Below are 16,140 nucleotides of genomic sequence, written 5' to 3' on the forward strand. Positions count from 1 at the left end.
GTGAAGTTATGGTGTTTTTTTACAAGCCATAGAATCTTGAGTTTATCAGAATTATACAACAATGAAATTTATTTGTATGATAATATTATTTTTTATCATTTCTATTTTGTTAAGTACATGTAACACAGTAGAGTAAGATCAAGGGCAAGGTATAGTTAAATATATTAATGGAAAAAGAATAGGATTTTTACAATTTTGACCAAGCTTTGAGTAAATAATTTAATCTATCCATTCAAATATTAGGTATATTTTTACTCTGTTTCTATTTTTATGATATAATAAAGCTTAAATAAAGAAGGTGTGGTTCTTATGTACAATAAATTCCTTGTGGAACTTAAGCCACTAATTAAAATTACAGTAATCTCTCTTGCATCTATAGTGATGGGTTTTGATACTAACTTCTCTACTTTTTTCTTTCTTTACTGTATAACTTTATTTATATTGCCTATATGTATTAAAGGGGGAAACTTATCTATCAAAATGAAATTTTTCATAGCTGTAAGTGTTGGAATAACCAGTGTTTTAGCTATTAATTATTTAATTGGGAGACATAGAATTTTCTATTCATATATTGTCCTTTACGTCTTAGTTGTTTCATATAGTATAGCATCTAATGTAAGAGCAAAACCGTAAGAGTAATTGAACATTCAAATAATACGGCGAAGTCAGAGCTTGCCATACAGTTAAGGTATAGTTAAAAGGGTATAAATACCAAAATCATAGGGACTCGTTTAGATAATAATAATCATGGTTTAGCCAAACTCCTTGAAAGGTAAAGGTGAATTAAATGTGGAACTTGTATGTTAGAAATGCGTTACCAATATTTGTATTAATTATTGTTGGAATGTCTATTTTTCGAGCGGTAAAATAGGTTGCATAGGTTCAAAATATGCCCTTTATGAAGATGGGATTGTTATAATGATAGATAGTAAATGGTATTTTTTTAGAAAGGAAAAAAGTAAATTATCTTTGGATATGGTGATAGAATTATCTCAAAGGGAAATAAACTCTCTTGGGATGATTTTCAAGAGTATGACTGTATAGATATTGGTAGTGGATTATATATTTTACGCTACGAAATAGATAATAATTTTTATTTACTTATAGGTGGTGGCAGTACAAAGGAAGAACCTATGTATATTCGGCTTATACGAACGAGTAATGAAGAAGATTATATCGATATTAGAACAGAGGATGTAGAAAGCTTTATTTCTATGTAAAGGAGGCTCTTCCTTAATAGTAGTTTATAGAAAAATTAGGAGCCATCCTTGCAGAACTGATCTTTTTTTAGTTAGAGGATCAAAGGGTTAGTTCCCCTGATAATTTTCTTCAAGCTTAGAAATAAAAAAACCTTTCCTTATCAAGACAACTAAGCGTCTGGTAAGGAAAGGTTTTTTATATACATTTAGTGTCACAAGATAATTGCTTCATAATATCTAATAGATCACCATAATTTAAGCAGGAATTAACAATTTAATATGGAATAATAATTACATAACTGTTAAATTAATATTCATGTGGCATTGGAGGAGTAATGACATGAAATACAAAATAGGAGACGTAGAACGAATTATAGGAATAGCTCCCGAAACAATACGCTTTTTTGAAAAAAGAGGAATTGTGAAGCCTGAAAAAAATGAAAAAAATAACTATAGGCTTTTTAATGCAATGGATATTCATAAGCTGGTGGCCTATAAATATTATCGAAATATGGATTTTACCACAGATGAGGCGATAGATTTTTTAGATAATTATAACTTTCGAGAAGCATCTGCCAGGTTATCGGAACAAATAGTAGCTATTGAAAATAAAATCAAGCACTATCAAGAGCTGTCTGTAAGAATAAAAGAAGTGAAGGAATCCTTTAATAATATAGAAAGATTGGTAGATAATTATGTGCTTGAAGAAGGTCCTGAATTGATTTTTTTTAACAATCAGGTGAATCATCAATTTAAAAAGGGCGAGGTAGAAACGAAAAAAAAAGTAACACGAAAATGGTTGGAACATATGCCCTTTATTTGGCTGGCACTGAATATACTTGAAGCAGACATTCCAGATGGTACCCAGGTTTTTTGGGGGTATGCCATTAGCACAAAGTATCAGGAAAAAATTAATCAATTGGATTTAAACTATTCAAAAAGAATAGAAGCTAAGCTCTGTGTACATACGATTATTAAATGCAGTAATGATGAAATACTACAGCCCTATAGACTGAAGCCGGCTTTAAACTATATTCGAGAGCAGGGTCTACAACTAAATGGAGAGGTGGTTGGATGGATTATAAATGAAGAACACGATAAAAATCAACTGGCTAGATATTTTGAACTATGGATTCCAGTTAAGAAAATAAAATAATTTAAATTCAGTATTTTAACTATGTAAATATCTAAAAAGTACTTTTATTACAAAAAAATAATAAAAATTATAACATTGACTCTGGAGTAGATACAGGCTTTATAATATAGTAGAGGCAAATAAAAAAGCAAGCTTATCAATAAATCACAGTTAAATTAGCAATTGTTAATTAAATAACTAACGGTGCAAAATTGATAAGCAATTTAGACAAGGGGGAATTACATTGAAAAAACACAGGTCAAAGGTGGCAATATGCCTAGTACTAAGCCTCATTATGATGCTAATGGTGGGCTGCTCAGATACCAAGACACCCGCCAGTTCCGATGCCTTGTATCAGGCAGGAACCTACACAGCTTCAGCAAAGGGTAACTTTGGCGATATAACCGTATCAGTTACCTTCAGTGAAACAGAGATTGAAGAGATTAAGGTTGTTAGTCACAATGAAACAGAGGATATTGCAAAGCCAGTCTTTACTAATTTCCCAGAGAAAATTATTAATGGGCAGACATTGGCCATTGATACAATTTCAGGGGCTACAAATACCAGTAATGGGTTCCTAATGGCCGTTGAAGCTTGTGTCATTCAAGCTGGTGGCGATGTTCAGGCATTGAAAACCAAAAAGGATATTAAGAGTGCCGGTGAGGAAATCAATAAGACAGCGGATGTAGTCGTTATTGGTGGTGGTGGTGCAGGGCTGGCAGCCGCCACATCAGCTGCTGAAAATGGTGCCAGCGTTATTTTGATTGAAAAGGCAGCTGCCCTGGGTGGAAATACCCTTCGGGCAGGGGGCGCATACAATGCTGTTGATCCTAAAAGACAAAGTGCTGTTGAAATGACTCAGCCCCTTATAGGTGAGTTAAAGTCTATATTGGATTTAAAGGAAGAAGATTTTGGAGATATGGCTCCTACCTTGAAAATACTAAAGGGTCAAATCCAGGAGTATCTTAAGGGTGATACCAGTGTTCTTTTTGATTCTGTTGAGTTACATATGGTACAAACCTACATGGGAGGCAAACGTGAGGGTCTTGATGGATCAGTTATTACCGGTAAGACTAGCCTGATAGAAATTCTAGCTAAAAATTCATACAAGGCCATCGAATGGCTGGAAGGCTATGGCCTTAAATTTTCTGATGACATTAGTACCGTATTGGGTGCCCTTTGGCCCAGAACCCATGGTACAACTGAGGCAATTGGATCAGGTTACATCAGAACACTTAACGAAGCATCTACTGAGATGGGTGTAGAAATAATGCTTGAAACCAAGGGCTTAGAACTAATTGTTGAAAATGACAGAGTTGTTGGGGTCAAGGCAGAGAAGAGCGACGGTACACCTGTTACCCTAAGGGCAGAAAAGGGTGTTGTCATTGCAACAGGTGGATTTGGAGCCAACCCTGAAATGAGGGCGGAATATAATGTATACTGGCCTGATTTGCCCCTTAGTATGCCTACAACAAATTCATCCGACTCAACCGGTGATGGAATTATAATGGGTAAAGCGGTAGATGCCAACTTAGTGGGTATGGGCTTCATTCAATTAATGCCAAGCTCTCACCCTACCAGTGGGGCTTTGTCAGGAGGACTATGGGGCAGTGCTGAATCCCAGGTCTTTGTAAATTCTGAGGGAAGACGTTTTGTCAATGAGTATTCAGGCAGAGACGTGCTAGCAGCCGCAGCGTTAGAACAAAAAGATGGCCTGTTCTATATTATTTGTGATCAGGTAACCGCTGGAAACCCACAACCCGGCGAAAAAAACAATTGGGGTGACAGTATAGATAATCTTATCGAAACCAAGAGTGTCTATAAGGCCGATACTCTGGAAGAGCTGGCAGTTCAGTTGGATATGGACCCCGAAGTACTGGTGTCTGAAATCAATAAATATAATTCTTATATAGAAAATGGAAGTGACCCAGACTTTGGCAAGAAGAACTTTGGGCCCAAAATCGAGGTAGGCCCCTTCTATGCAACTCCCCGATCACCTTCGGTACATCATACCATGGGAGGGCTGGAAATAGATGAATATGCCAGAGTAATTAGTACAAGCGGTAAACCTATATCAGGCCTATATGCTGCCGGTGAAGTAACTGGTGGAATCCATGCGGGTAATCGCCTGGGCGGAAATGCAATTGCTGATATAATGGTATTTGGAAAAATTGCTGGTGAAAGTGCCGCAACAGAAAAATAATTTAAGATAGCTAAACAAGCAGCCTCCTAAAATACTTTAGGGGGCTGTAATTTTTCTGATTTTAAATATTTCTCCAAAAACCATCTGTTGAATTATAGAAAATATTGAAGGAAACAGAAAAAATATCGAGAATAGAAACATGAGGGAATCCATAAAAAACAGCTCTATTTGTTTAAAGCATATATAGTATTATGTATTTGCTTTAGATTTGTTTTCAGAAGGTTTAAAAATGTTTTAAATAACCTTTGGTTTATTATTTCAGCAATTAAATTTGATTGTATTGGGGGGGATCATTTACCTTCTATTCCTTGGTTATAAGCGGCTCAAGAATTGAGAATATAATGCTGTATATAAAGAATATAGATTGAAATAGAGTTGACTTTATACAGTGAAAAGCAGTTTACTGGCTTTCTATAGTAAGAAATTCTAATATTTAAGGAGGGGTAAGGCATGGAAACTGAAATTATATTACCAAGATTGACGTTATCTTATTATTTTTTATTTGCTATCTTTATTTTAGCAGTGTTTTTTATAGCATGGTTGTTATTGAAAAACAGAGAAACAGCACGGAATTGTGTTATAAAAGTAGTTTACCTGGCAGGCTCATATATTGTAGCCCAAATTAGTTTTAAGGGCTTCAGATTTTCAACCCATACCTTTCAAGCGGATTTTATTCGTATATTATTACGAACAATAGTAATTTATTTACTTGTTCTAATTGCAGCTGAAATTTTCAATGACAGAAAAAAAGATAAAAGATAGTTAGTTCTCAATGCTGCTATCCCTTTAACACTGAAACGATAAAGGAGCTGTATAAGTAGATGAATCGAATTCATATCTTGGGGGCTTCGGGTTCAGGAACAACCACCTTGGCAGAAAGAATGTGCCAGGAGCTAAGCTATAGACATTTTGATACCGATGATTTCTTTTGGATTAAAACTGAACCACCCTACAGGCAAATACGTGAAGTAGGAGAACGAGTAAAGCTCTTAGGCGAACAATTAAAGAATACGGAAAAATGGGTGCTGTCGGGTTCCCTATGTGGCTGGGGAGATGTATTTATCCCCTATTTTGATCTGGTAATATTTTTATGGATACCAGAGGAAATCAGAATGGTCAGGCTAATGGAGCGAGAAAAGACTAGGTATGGACGAGAAATTAATCCTGGCGGAAAGCAATACGAAAACCACTTAAAATTTATAGAATGGGCATCAAGGTATGATGGGGGAGACTTAAATATCAGGAGTAAGAAGCTGCACGACCATTGGTTAAACAAGTTAAATTGTAAGGTACTTAGAATAGAAGGAGATATAGAGGTGGAGGAAAGGCTAAAAAGGATACAGGCTGTTATTGAGGTTAAATAATACTTAATTTTTTTAGGATTTTTTGATTATAACCTCTATAATGGGAATGATTATGACATATTCAGTATAATTTAATAAGTTCAAAAAAGCAGCTTGGCAAAAAACTAGTTGCTTATTTTTTTATAGTGCCCTCCTGATCAGGAAGTCTTTGCTATTTGTCAAGGGCTGTGATAAAATGACAGAATGGATTGTTAAATAAAGGAACATAATATTAAAAAACAGGAAGGTATTTTAAAACTATGAAGCAAGATTTTTTAGATTTAGGAATAAAGGCTGAAATGGTCGAAGTGCTAAAGGAGAATGGCATTACAGACCCTACCCCCATTCAAACCCAGGTTATTCCGGAATTGCTGCGGGGAAAGGATGTGATTGCCCAGGCCCAAACCGGTACAGGTAAAACCCTGGCCTTTGTGCTGCCAATTTTTGAACAAATTGATTTAACTAAGGATGATGTTCAGGCATTAATCATTACACCCACCAGGGAATTGGCCATACAAATCACCGCCGAGGCCCGAAAGCTGACAGCTGCTAAGGCAGTAAATCTTTTGGCTGCCTACGGCGGACAGGATGTTGAACAGCAGATTAGAAGACTTAAGGGAAACATTCATATGGTCATTTGTACACCAGGAAGGCTGCTGGATCATCTTCGACGACAGACCATTAATATTAAACACCTTAAAATGCTGGTATTGGATGAGGCGGATCAAATGCTGCATATGGGATTTATCAATGACGTAGAGAGCATAATTAAACAGACGCCGGTAGATCGACAAACCATGTTTTTCTCTGCTACTATGCCTCGGGAAATCCGTTCCCTGGCTGTCCAATATATGAATGAACCAGTTCAAATACAGGTTAAGGGTGAGGATATTACTTTAAGGGAAATCAAACAGCTTGTTATTGAAACCACCGATCGGGGAAAGCAGGCGTCCTTAATTGCTGCCCTTGAGGAATACCGTCCCTTCATGGCCATTATTTTTTGCCGTACAAAACGACGGGCCAAGGCTTTAAATGAGGCCCTTGGGCGTAATGGCTACAAGACTGACGAGCTTCATGGAGATTTAACCCAGGCAAAGCGGGAAAAGGTAATGAAGGCCTTTAGAAGTGCTAAGCTACAGTTTTTGGTGGCCACCGATGTGGCCGCCAGGGGACTGGACATTGAGGGTATAACCCATGTGTTTAATTATGATATTCCCCAGGATACGGAAGACTACATACATCGTATCGGCAGAACCGGCAGAGCCGGCCAAATGGGGATGGCCGTTACCTTTGTTTCACCAAAGGATCGTGATACCTTGATGCTGATTGAAAAGGGAATTAGAATGGCCATTGATAAAAGAAAAGTCAAGGTAGAGAATCCCGACACCCAGGAATGGATATTACAAGAGGGAAAGAAAAAGCTGCAGTCAGCTAAAGCAACAAAGCCTAAGAATTCCAATAAGCAAGAGAAATATAGAAATAACAGAAGCAGGCCCATGGAAAAGGAGAAGGGTAGAAGCACTAAGAAGTCTGGTGCCAAGGGAAAATCATTTTCAAAAAAGAAACGCTAAATAGAAATAATAAAGAAGACCCTATCAAAACCTTGGGTCTTTTTTTATTTGTTACCATCAGTAAATAAATTTGTTATTTATCAAACACATTTATTTAATAATTAAGCAAAATCTTGTATTATTAAGGCTAAGGCAAATTAAGTTAATTTAGGGTGATGAAAATGATAAACATATTTTATTTAATTGGTATCTTTATTTTTTTAAGAATTATCATTTTTATTAATGCACGCAATAAACGAAATAAACACAATCATATTGAAAACAGTGATATGGCCTTCCATATGAAACAGTCAGAGGAGGAATGGCGAAGGGTTCTTCCGATGCAATCGTTTTTTGTTTTGAGAAAGGGAGGCAGGGAAAGGCCCTTTAGCAGTGAACTTTATGAGCTTAAGGAAACGGGGATCTATTGCTGTAAGGGCTGCAGTACAGAAATTTTCAGTTCAAGGGATAAATTCGATGCCGGAACAGGCTGGCCCAGCTTTAGTAAGGTGATATCTGAAGAAAAAATTGGTTTAACCATAGACTATTCCTTTAATCCAACCAGAACCGCCGTTCATTGTACCAGCTGTGGCGGCCATCTCGGCCATCTATTTCACGATGAAACGGTATCGACAGGTCAACGATTTTGTATTAACTCCATGGCGCTGGAATTCTTAGCCGATGAACCCTCTCAATAATTGGATTTCAAAATTCTAAAAATTTTTTAAAAAGTTATATTGACATTTAAGAAAAACCTTGTTAAGATGGTATACAATATAATTAACAGAATATTTTTTAAATCCATTGAGGGAGATCGGAGATTTACAGAAGCAGTTTCAGAGAGTCGGTGGCTGGTGAAAACCGATACTGTGGTAAACTCGAATCACTCCTGAGGAGTTATTCCGAAAGATATAGTAGGGATAAACGGGAAGTCCCGTTATAGACGAAGGGTTTGATAGAACCTAATGGAGTGGTTTCTTGTAGTAGAAACAATAAGGGTGGTAACGCGTGGATAATATCCTCGTCCCTGCAAAGGCAATATTTGCAGCGACGGGGTTTTTTTATACAAAAATTCAAGTATAACAGGGAGGGATTTCCATGGAAAAGCATGTGCTTTCCGTTCTGGTGGAAAACCAGTCGGGGGTACTGAGAAGAGTGGCCGGCTTATTCAGCAGAAGGGGCTATAATATTGACAGCCTCTCGGTGGGGGAGACAGAAAATCCAGCATTTTCGAGAATGACCATTGTAACCAGGGGAGATGACGAATTTTTAGATCAGCTTAGAAAACAGCTGGCTAAGCTGGTGGAGGTTGTCAAGATCATTGACCTGAAGCCGGCCCAATCGGTCTACCGAGAATTGATTTTAGTAAAGGTTCGAGCTACCGATGCTGAAAGATCCAGCGTGAAGGAGATTGTGGAAATCTTTCGGGGCAAAATCATCGATGTATCAACTCAAACCATGACCCTTGAGCTGACGGGTGACCCGGAAAAAACAACTGCCTTCGTAGCCCTCATGAAAGGCTATGGCATTGAAGAAATGGTTACAACCGGGCTGACGGCCCTGGGCCGCTTTGGAGCTACTGAATCATAAGATTCATCTCAATAAAAATCAAAAAGTTTAGAGGAGGATTTTTAAAATGGCAAAGTTATTTTATGAGAAGGACTGTAATCTAGCACGATTAAAGGACAAAAAAGTTGCGGTCATTGGCTATGGCAGCCAGGGCCATGCCCATGCCTTAAATTTAAAGGATTCAGGTGTAGATGTGGTGGTGGGCCTTTATGAGGGAAGTAAATCCTGGGCCCTGGCCCAGAAGGCTGGCCTTTCTGTGGCAGTGGCTTCAGAGGCGGCAGCCCAGGCCGATGTCATTGTTATTCTAATCAATGACGAAAAGCAGCCCCAGCTTTATGAAGAAAGCATTGCACCTCATCTGAAGGCAGGTAAGTATTTAATGTTTGCCCATGGCTTTAATATTCACTACGGACAAATTCAGCCTCCCGAGGATGTCAATGTCTTTATGGTGGCACCCAAGGGTCCCGGTCATACCGTTAGAAGTCAGTTCCAGGAAGGAAAGGGTGTACCCTGTTTGGTGGCAGTAGAGCAGGATGTAACCGGCGACACCCTGGAGGTTGCCCTGGCCTATGCCGCCGGTATTGGAGGAAGCCGAGCCGGTATATTGGAAACCACCTTCAAGGAGGAAACCGAGACGGATCTCTTTGGTGAGCAGGCCGTGCTCTGCGGAGGCGTTACAGAGCTGATGAAGATGGGTTTCGAGGTGTTGGTAGAAGCCGGGTATCAGCCAGAAAGTGCATATTTTGAATGCCTGCATGAAATGAAGCTGATTGTAGATATGATTAATCAGGGTGGTCTAAGCTATATGCGGTATTCCATCAGTGATACGGCAGAATATGGTGATTATTCCGTAGGAAAACGCCTTATTACAGAAGAAACCCGCCGTGAAATGAAGCAGGTATTGAAGGAGGTACAGGAGGGTACCTTTGCAAAGAACTGGATACTGGAAAACAAAGCCAACCGGCCATCCTTTAACGCAAGGAGAAGGATGGAGCAAAACCACCAAATTGAAGTTGTGGGTAAGGAATTGAGAAAAATGATGAATTGGAACCAGAAATAAGGCTATATAAAGGGGGATGTTCATGTCAAAAACCATTAAAATATTTGATACAACCTTGAGGGATGGAGAACAGTCGCCGGGCTGTAGCATGAACCTAAAGGAGAAGCTGGAGGTGGCCAGGCAGCTGGATGAAATGGGGGTTGATGTCATTGAAGCCGGCTTTGCCATTGCATCGCCCGGGGATTTTGAAGCAGTTCAGGCCATTGCCGGGCAGGTGAAAAATGCTGTGGTGGCCAGTCTTGCCAGGGCCTTGCCCAAGGATATAGACAGGGCCTATGAGGCTGTGAAGCATAGCCAGAGACCAAGGATTCATACCTTTCTGGCCACCTCGGATATTCATATGAAATATAAATTAAAACTAAGCCCCGAAGCGGTGCTTGAGCAGGCAACTAAAATGGTCAAATACGCTAAAGCCTACTTAAGCGATGTGGAGTTTTCGGCTGAGGATGCAACCCGCAGCGACCCCGACTTCCTGTATAGGGTTTTTGAAGGGGTGATTCGGGCCGGGGCGACGGTTATCAATATACCTGACACCGTGGGCTACACCACCCCAGAGGAGTTTTATCGGTTAATTAAAGGCATTAAAGAAAATGTACCTAACATTGATCAAGCAGAAATTTCGGTTCATTGCCATAATGACTTAGGTCTGGCGGTGGCCAATACCCTGGCGGCCTTGGAGGCAGGGGCTGGCCAGGTGGAATGTACCATCAACGGAATCGGTGAAAGGGCTGGCAATGCAGCCATGGAAGAGATTGTTATGGCAATTCAAACCAGAAAGGATCTTTACCAATTTACCACAGGAATCGATACAAAGCAGATTTACCCTGCCAGCCGCTTAATCAGCAGGGTAACGGGTATGAGGGTTCAGGCCAATAAGGCTATTGTAGGGGAAAATGCCTTTGCCCATGAGTCGGGTATTCATCAGCATGGGGTTTTAGCCAATAAAAGCACCTACGAAATTATGACTCCTGACTCCATCGGTTTATCGAAAAACAAGCTGGTGCTGGGAAAGCATTCGGGTCGCCATGCCGTTGAGGATCGCCTGGTCAGTTTGGGCTATACCCTGACAAAGGAAAAGCTAGACAGCATATTTCAGGAATTTAAGCTTTTGGCTGATCGTAAAAAGCTGGTAGATGACAGGGATTTAGAGGCCCTGGTGGAGGAAAAGGCCATGGAAATTAAAGAGATCTACCAGTTGAAGGAATTTGTGATTAACTGTGGTAATGTGATTACCTCCACCGCCAACATCAAGCTATTGAAGGATGGGGTCGAGCTGGAGGAGGTGGCCCGGGGCTATGGCCCTGTGGACGCAGCCTTTAAGGCCATTGATTCCATATTGGGCCACGATTATACCCTTGAGGACTATTCCCTGCAATCCGTTACCGAAGGGGAGGATGCCCTGGGGGATGCTGTGGTGAAAATCTCTGATGGTCAGAATAGCTACAGAGGCAGAGGCGTGAGTACAGATATTGTGGAGGCCAGTATTAAAGCCTATCTTAATGCTATAAATAAATTATTTAGTGATTTATCACTGGGGAGAGAAAGGGATGCTGGATGAAAGCAGACTTATGTAAGAAAATCGAGATATTTGATTCTACCTTGAGGGATGGGGCCCAGGCCGAGGGAGTTTCCTACTCTGTAGAGGATAAAATTAGAATTACCCTGGCCCTGGATGCCCTGGGGGTTTCCTATATAGAGGCAGGGAATCCCGGTTCTAACCCCAAGGATTTAGCCTTCTTTGAAAGGGCTGAAAAATTAAGACTGAAAAACAGCCGCCTGGTGGCCTTTGGCAGTACCCGCCGGGCCGGGGTAAAGGTGAAGGAAGACAGCAATGTATTATCCCTTTTAGAGGCCAAAACCCAGGTGGTGGCCATCTTTGGAAAGACGTGGGATTTTCATGTAGAAAAGATCATTAAAACCACCCTGGAGGAAAACCTCAGGATGATTCAAGAGACCGTGGCTTTTTTTAAGGAACAGGGCAAAGAGGTTATTTTTGATGCAGAGCATTTTTTCGATGGATACAAGGCCAATACCCAATATGCCCTACAGGCCCTTCGGGCGGCAGTGGCAGGGGGAGCCGATTGGCTGGTATTGTGCGAGACCAATGGGGGGGCCTTTCCCTCGGAGGTGGCGGAAATAACCAGTACAGTATTACAAACCCTTCAGACTAAAATCGGAATTCATTGCCATAATGATGGAGGCATGGCAGTGGCCAACAGTATTATGGCCGTTGAGGCGGGGGCCACCCAGGTCCAGGGAACCTATATTGGCGTAGGGGAACGCTGCGGTAATGCCAACCTGAGTACGATTATTGGAAACTTACAGCTAAAAAAAGGCTACCGATGTATTCCAGAGAATCAAATGCAGAACTTAACCAGCACTGCAAGACTGGTGGCGGAAATTTCAAATCTAAATACAAATGAGCGGGAGGCCTATATAGGCCACAGTGCCTTTGCCCACAAGGGAGGAATGCATATTGACGGTGTCATGAAGGCACCCCATTCCTTTGAGCACATTGATCCTGAACGGGTGGGGAACCAGAGAAGGTTTTTAATGTCAGAGGTATCAGGCAAAAACACCATACTATCAAAGCTAAAGCGTCTGAATCCTACACTTCATAAAAATTCCCCTGAAACCCAGCAGCTAATGGAGCGGTTAAAGGAACTGGAGCATGAGGGCTATCAATTTGAAGGGGCAGAGAGCACCTTTGATCTTTTAATAAGAAAGCACCTGGGGAAATATAAGCCCTTCTTTGAGCTGAAGCATTACAAAATCATTGGAGAGCAGCCTCCCCTGGGTGAAAACAATTCCTCTGCCATGGTGAAGATCAATGTAGAGGGAAAGGATGAAATGTCGGTGGCAGAGGGGAATGGCCCCGTCAACGCCCTGGATAAGGCCCTTAGAAAGGCCCTGGAGATCTTTTACCCCCAGCTGAAGGAGGTCTACTTGACCGATTACAAGGTTCGGGTGGTCAATACCGAGGCTGCCACCGGTGCCAAGGTTCGTGTATTGATCGAGTCTACTGACGGCCGGGAGGTCTGGAGTACAGTGGGGGTTTCGACAGATATTATCGAGGCCAGCTGGATTGCCCTGGTGGATTCCATTGAATACAAGCTGTTAAAGGAGATAGAAAAAAAGGCCAGGGCCTATATATAGCTCAGATTTTTGCAAAGAGATAGGAGGACGAAAATAATGGGAATGACCATGACACAAAAAATATTAGCCGCCCATGCCGGCCTGGATCAAGTAACACCGGGCCAATTAATTGAGGCCGAGCTTGATTTAGTTTTAGGAAATGATATTACTGCCCCGGTGGCGGTAAAGGAATTTGAAAGGATTGGGGTTCAGGAGGTATTTGACAAAGGCAAGGTTGCCATTGTACCAGACCATTTTACCCCCAACAAGGATATTAAGTCGGCAGAGCAATGCAAGCTGATTCGAGAATTTGCCCATGATCTTCAGATCGAAAATTATTTTGAAATCGGTGAAATGGGAATAGAGCATGGCTTAATTCCAGAAAAGGGCCTGGTGGTTTCGGGGGATGTGGTCATCGGGGCTGATTCCCACACCTGCACCTATGGTGCCCTGGGGGCCTTTTCTACGGGCATAGGCAGTACCGATATGGCTGCAGGCATGGCCACAGGGAAATGCTGGTTTAAGGTTCCCCAGGCTCTGCGGTTTGTCTTAAGGGGTAAGCCTAAAAAATGGGTAAGCGGTAAGGATGTCATTCTTCATATCATTGGCTTGATTGGAGTGGATGGAGCCCTGTATAAATCCATGGAATTTACAGGTGAAGGGATTAAGCACCTTTCCATGGATGACCGGTTCTCCATGGCCAATATGGCCATTGAAGCCGGGGCCAAAAATGGGATTTTCCCGGTGGATCAATTGACCTTAAACTATGTCGGGGAGCATTCCAGCCGGAAGCCGGTGGTTTATGAGGCCGATCAGGATGCTGTCTATGAAGCCACCTATGAAATTGATTTAAGTACCCTTTCCCCCACTGTGGCCTTTCCCCATTTGCCAGATAATACCCGACCTATTGAGATGGTGGGGGAGGTTAAAATTGACCAAGTGGTCATTGGCTCCTGCACCAATGGGAGAATAGAAGATCTACGGGTAGCCGCAGAGATTTTGAAGGGCAAAAAGGTGGCGAAGGGAATGCGGTTGATTATTTTTCCTGTTACCCAGAAGGTATATTTACAGGCGATTCATGAGGGGCTGGTGGAAACCTTTATTAAGGCCGGTGCTGTGGTCAGTACCCCCACCTGCGGGCCATGTCTGGGGGGCCATATGGGGATTCTAGCTAAAGGTGAAAGGGCCTTGGCCACCACCAACCGGAACTTTGTCGGCAGAATGGGGCATCCGGAATCAGAGGTTTATTTAGCCAGCCCCGCAGTGGCGGCGGCAACAGCCCTGACAGGAAAAATAACAAGCCCGGAAGACGTGGCATAAAGGAGGTAAAACCATGAAGGTAAAAGGAAGGGTTTTTAAATACGGAAACAATGTTGATACGGATGTGATTATTCCGGCAAGATATTTGAATACATCGGACCCTGCCGAGCTGGCCAGCCATTGTATGGAGGATATTGATGCCGAATTTGCTGCCCGGGTAGAAAAGGGTGATGTGATTGTGGCGGGTAAAAACTTTGGATGCGGCTCCTCTCGGGAGCATGCTCCCCTTGCCATTAAAACCGCCGGGGTTTCCTGCGTCATTGCTTCCACCTTTGCTAGAATTTTTTATCGGAATGCCATTAATATTGGCTTGCCCATTTTAGAGTGTGATGATGCGGTATCGAAAATTGAAGCCGGAGATGTGATCGAGGTGGATTTTCAGCAGGGAGAGATTTACAACCATACAAAGGATGAATCTTATCGGGCCCAGGCCTTTCCAGTTTTTATTCAGCGTATTATTGAGAAGAACGGATTGATTCATGCCATTCAAGACAGCTTAAATTCATAAAGCCAATGGAAGATAATTGAATAGGGGGAGTGTCAGATGAAATATAAAATTGCAGTAATACCTGGAGACGGCATTGGGCCGGAGGTGGTTGAGGCCGCTTTGGGGGTCCTTAATGAAATTGGGGAGCTTTATCAACATAATTTTGAATATCAAGAGGTGATGGTGGGGGGCTGTGCCTATGATCAGGAGGGAACTCCTTTACCGGAAGCTTCGCTGACGGCCTGTCAAAACAGCGATGCGGTGCTGTTGGGGGCGGTAGGAGGAGAAAGGTGGGATACCCTTCCCGGTCATCTCAGGCCCGAGGCCGCCCTCTTGGGCCTTAGAAAGAGCCTGGGACTTTATGCCAATATTAGACCTGTTGTACTGCATCAAACCCTGGCGGCGGCCAGTCCCTTAAAGGATTCTATTATACAGGGGGGCGTTGACCTGTGCGTAGTACGGGAGCTAACCGGTGGTATTTACTTTGGGGAAAGGGGCTATAAAAATCATCAGGAAAAGGGAGAAGTGGCCTATGATACCGAAGCCTACAGTGTAAAGGAGGTAGAGAGAATTGGCCGAAGGGCCTTTGAGATGGCACTGAAGCGAAACAAAAGAGTCACCAGTGTTGACAAGGCCAATGTATTGGAAAGCTCCAGGCTATGGCGTAAAACCATAGTTGAGCTTGCTAAAGAATACCCAGAGGTTACCCTGGACCATATGTACGTAGACAATGGGGCTATGCAGCTGGTGAGGAATCCGAAGCAGTTTGATGTTATTGTTACAACCAACATGTTTGGCGATATTCTGTCGGATGAGGCCAGTATGATTACCGGCTCCATCGGAATGCTGCCTTCCGCCAGCCTGGGAACAGGGAATTTTGGAATGTACGAGCCGATTCATGGCTCTGCCCCTGATATTGCAGGGCAAAATAAGGCTAATCCCCTGGCGACTATTTTATCGACTGCCATGATGCTAAGGCTTTCCTTCAATTTAGAGGCCGAGGCTGCAGCAATTGAAGGGGCCGTTACCAGGGTGTTGGAAAAGGGATATCGTACCGGAGATATATTCAGTGAAGACAATACATTGGTAGGAACCAGAGAAATGGGTGAACTGGTGACAGCAGCCTTAAAGGAGTGAGT

At 42.1% G+C, this 16,140-nt stretch carries 14 protein-coding genes and 1 other annotated feature; all 14 genes read left to right on the top strand.

Annotation, left to right across the window (positions count from 1 at the left end; all coding sequences use genetic code 11):
* Window positions 1-309 precede the first annotated feature (309 nt).
* Window positions 310-633: a hypothetical protein gene (locus ACYQ1I_RS15065; RefSeq protein ID WP_459766764.1), complete on the top strand. Its 324-nt coding sequence runs from the start codon at window positions 310-312 to the stop codon at window positions 631-633.
* A gap of 906 nt (window positions 634-1,539) precedes the next feature.
* Window positions 1,540-2,355: a MerR family transcriptional regulator gene (locus tag ACYQ1I_RS15070; RefSeq protein WP_459766766.1), complete on the top strand. Its 816-nt coding sequence runs from the start codon at window positions 1,540-1,542 to the stop codon at window positions 2,353-2,355.
* A 223-nt stretch (window positions 2,356-2,578) separates the two neighbouring features.
* Window positions 2,579-4,537 (top strand): flavocytochrome c, encoded by a 1,959-nt coding sequence (locus tag ACYQ1I_RS15075; protein WP_459766768.1) that lies wholly within the window; start codon window positions 2,579-2,581, stop codon window positions 4,535-4,537.
* Window positions 4,538-4,987: 450 nt separating this feature from the next.
* Window positions 4,988-5,299 carry a hypothetical protein gene (locus tag ACYQ1I_RS15080; RefSeq protein ID WP_459766770.1) on the top strand — a complete coding sequence of 104 codons (312 nt, stop codon included), beginning with the start codon at window positions 4,988-4,990 and terminating at the stop codon, window positions 5,297-5,299.
* Between the two features lie 59 nt (window positions 5,300-5,358).
* Entirely contained in the window at window positions 5,359-5,901 is a 543-nt protein-coding gene (locus tag ACYQ1I_RS15085) for an AAA family ATPase (RefSeq protein WP_459766772.1), read from the top strand.
* 239 nt (window positions 5,902-6,140) lie between these two features.
* Window positions 6,141-7,451, top strand: a complete 1,311-nt coding sequence (locus ACYQ1I_RS15090) for a DEAD/DEAH box helicase (RefSeq protein WP_459766774.1) — start codon at window positions 6,141-6,143, stop codon at window positions 7,449-7,451.
* 161 nt (window positions 7,452-7,612) lie between these two features.
* Complete coding sequence (gene msrB / locus ACYQ1I_RS15095; RefSeq protein ID WP_459766776.1) at window positions 7,613-8,128, top strand: peptide-methionine (R)-S-oxide reductase MsrB; 516 nt, start codon at window positions 7,613-7,615, stop codon at window positions 8,126-8,128.
* 97 nt (window positions 8,129-8,225) lie between these two features.
* Window positions 8,226-8,462 (top strand) — a binding site (T-box leader).
* Between the two features lie 66 nt (window positions 8,463-8,528).
* Entirely contained in the window at window positions 8,529-9,020 is a 492-nt protein-coding gene (ilvN, locus tag ACYQ1I_RS15100) for an acetolactate synthase small subunit (protein WP_459766778.1), read from the top strand.
* Window positions 9,021-9,066: 46 nt separating this feature from the next.
* Entirely contained in the window at window positions 9,067-10,059 is a 993-nt protein-coding gene (gene ilvC, locus ACYQ1I_RS15105) for a ketol-acid reductoisomerase (RefSeq protein WP_459766780.1), read from the top strand.
* A gap of 22 nt (window positions 10,060-10,081) precedes the next feature.
* Window positions 10,082-11,617 carry a 2-isopropylmalate synthase gene (locus ACYQ1I_RS15110; RefSeq protein ID WP_459766782.1) on the top strand — a complete coding sequence of 512 codons (1,536 nt, stop codon included), beginning with the start codon at window positions 10,082-10,084 and terminating at the stop codon, window positions 11,615-11,617.
* Entirely contained in the window at window positions 11,614-13,215 is a 1,602-nt protein-coding gene (gene cimA / locus ACYQ1I_RS15115) for a citramalate synthase (protein WP_459766784.1), read from the top strand. The genes ACYQ1I_RS15110 and cimA overlap by 4 nt, the downstream gene beginning before the upstream one ends.
* A gap of 36 nt (window positions 13,216-13,251) precedes the next feature.
* Window positions 13,252-14,514 carry a 3-isopropylmalate dehydratase large subunit gene (gene leuC, locus ACYQ1I_RS15120; RefSeq protein ID WP_459766786.1) on the top strand — a complete coding sequence of 421 codons (1,263 nt, stop codon included), beginning with the start codon at window positions 13,252-13,254 and terminating at the stop codon, window positions 14,512-14,514.
* Window positions 14,515-14,527: 13 nt separating this feature from the next.
* Window positions 14,528-15,022: a 3-isopropylmalate dehydratase small subunit gene (gene leuD, locus ACYQ1I_RS15125; protein WP_459766788.1), complete on the top strand. Its 495-nt coding sequence runs from the start codon at window positions 14,528-14,530 to the stop codon at window positions 15,020-15,022.
* A gap of 36 nt (window positions 15,023-15,058) precedes the next feature.
* Window positions 15,059-16,138, top strand: coding sequence for a 3-isopropylmalate dehydrogenase (leuB, locus tag ACYQ1I_RS15130; protein ID WP_459766790.1), 1,080 nt, complete (start codon window positions 15,059-15,061; stop codon window positions 16,136-16,138).
* The last annotated feature ends 2 nt before the right edge of the window (window positions 16,139-16,140 follow it).

It is taken from the genome of Alkaliphilus crotonatoxidans (assembly GCF_054658015.1).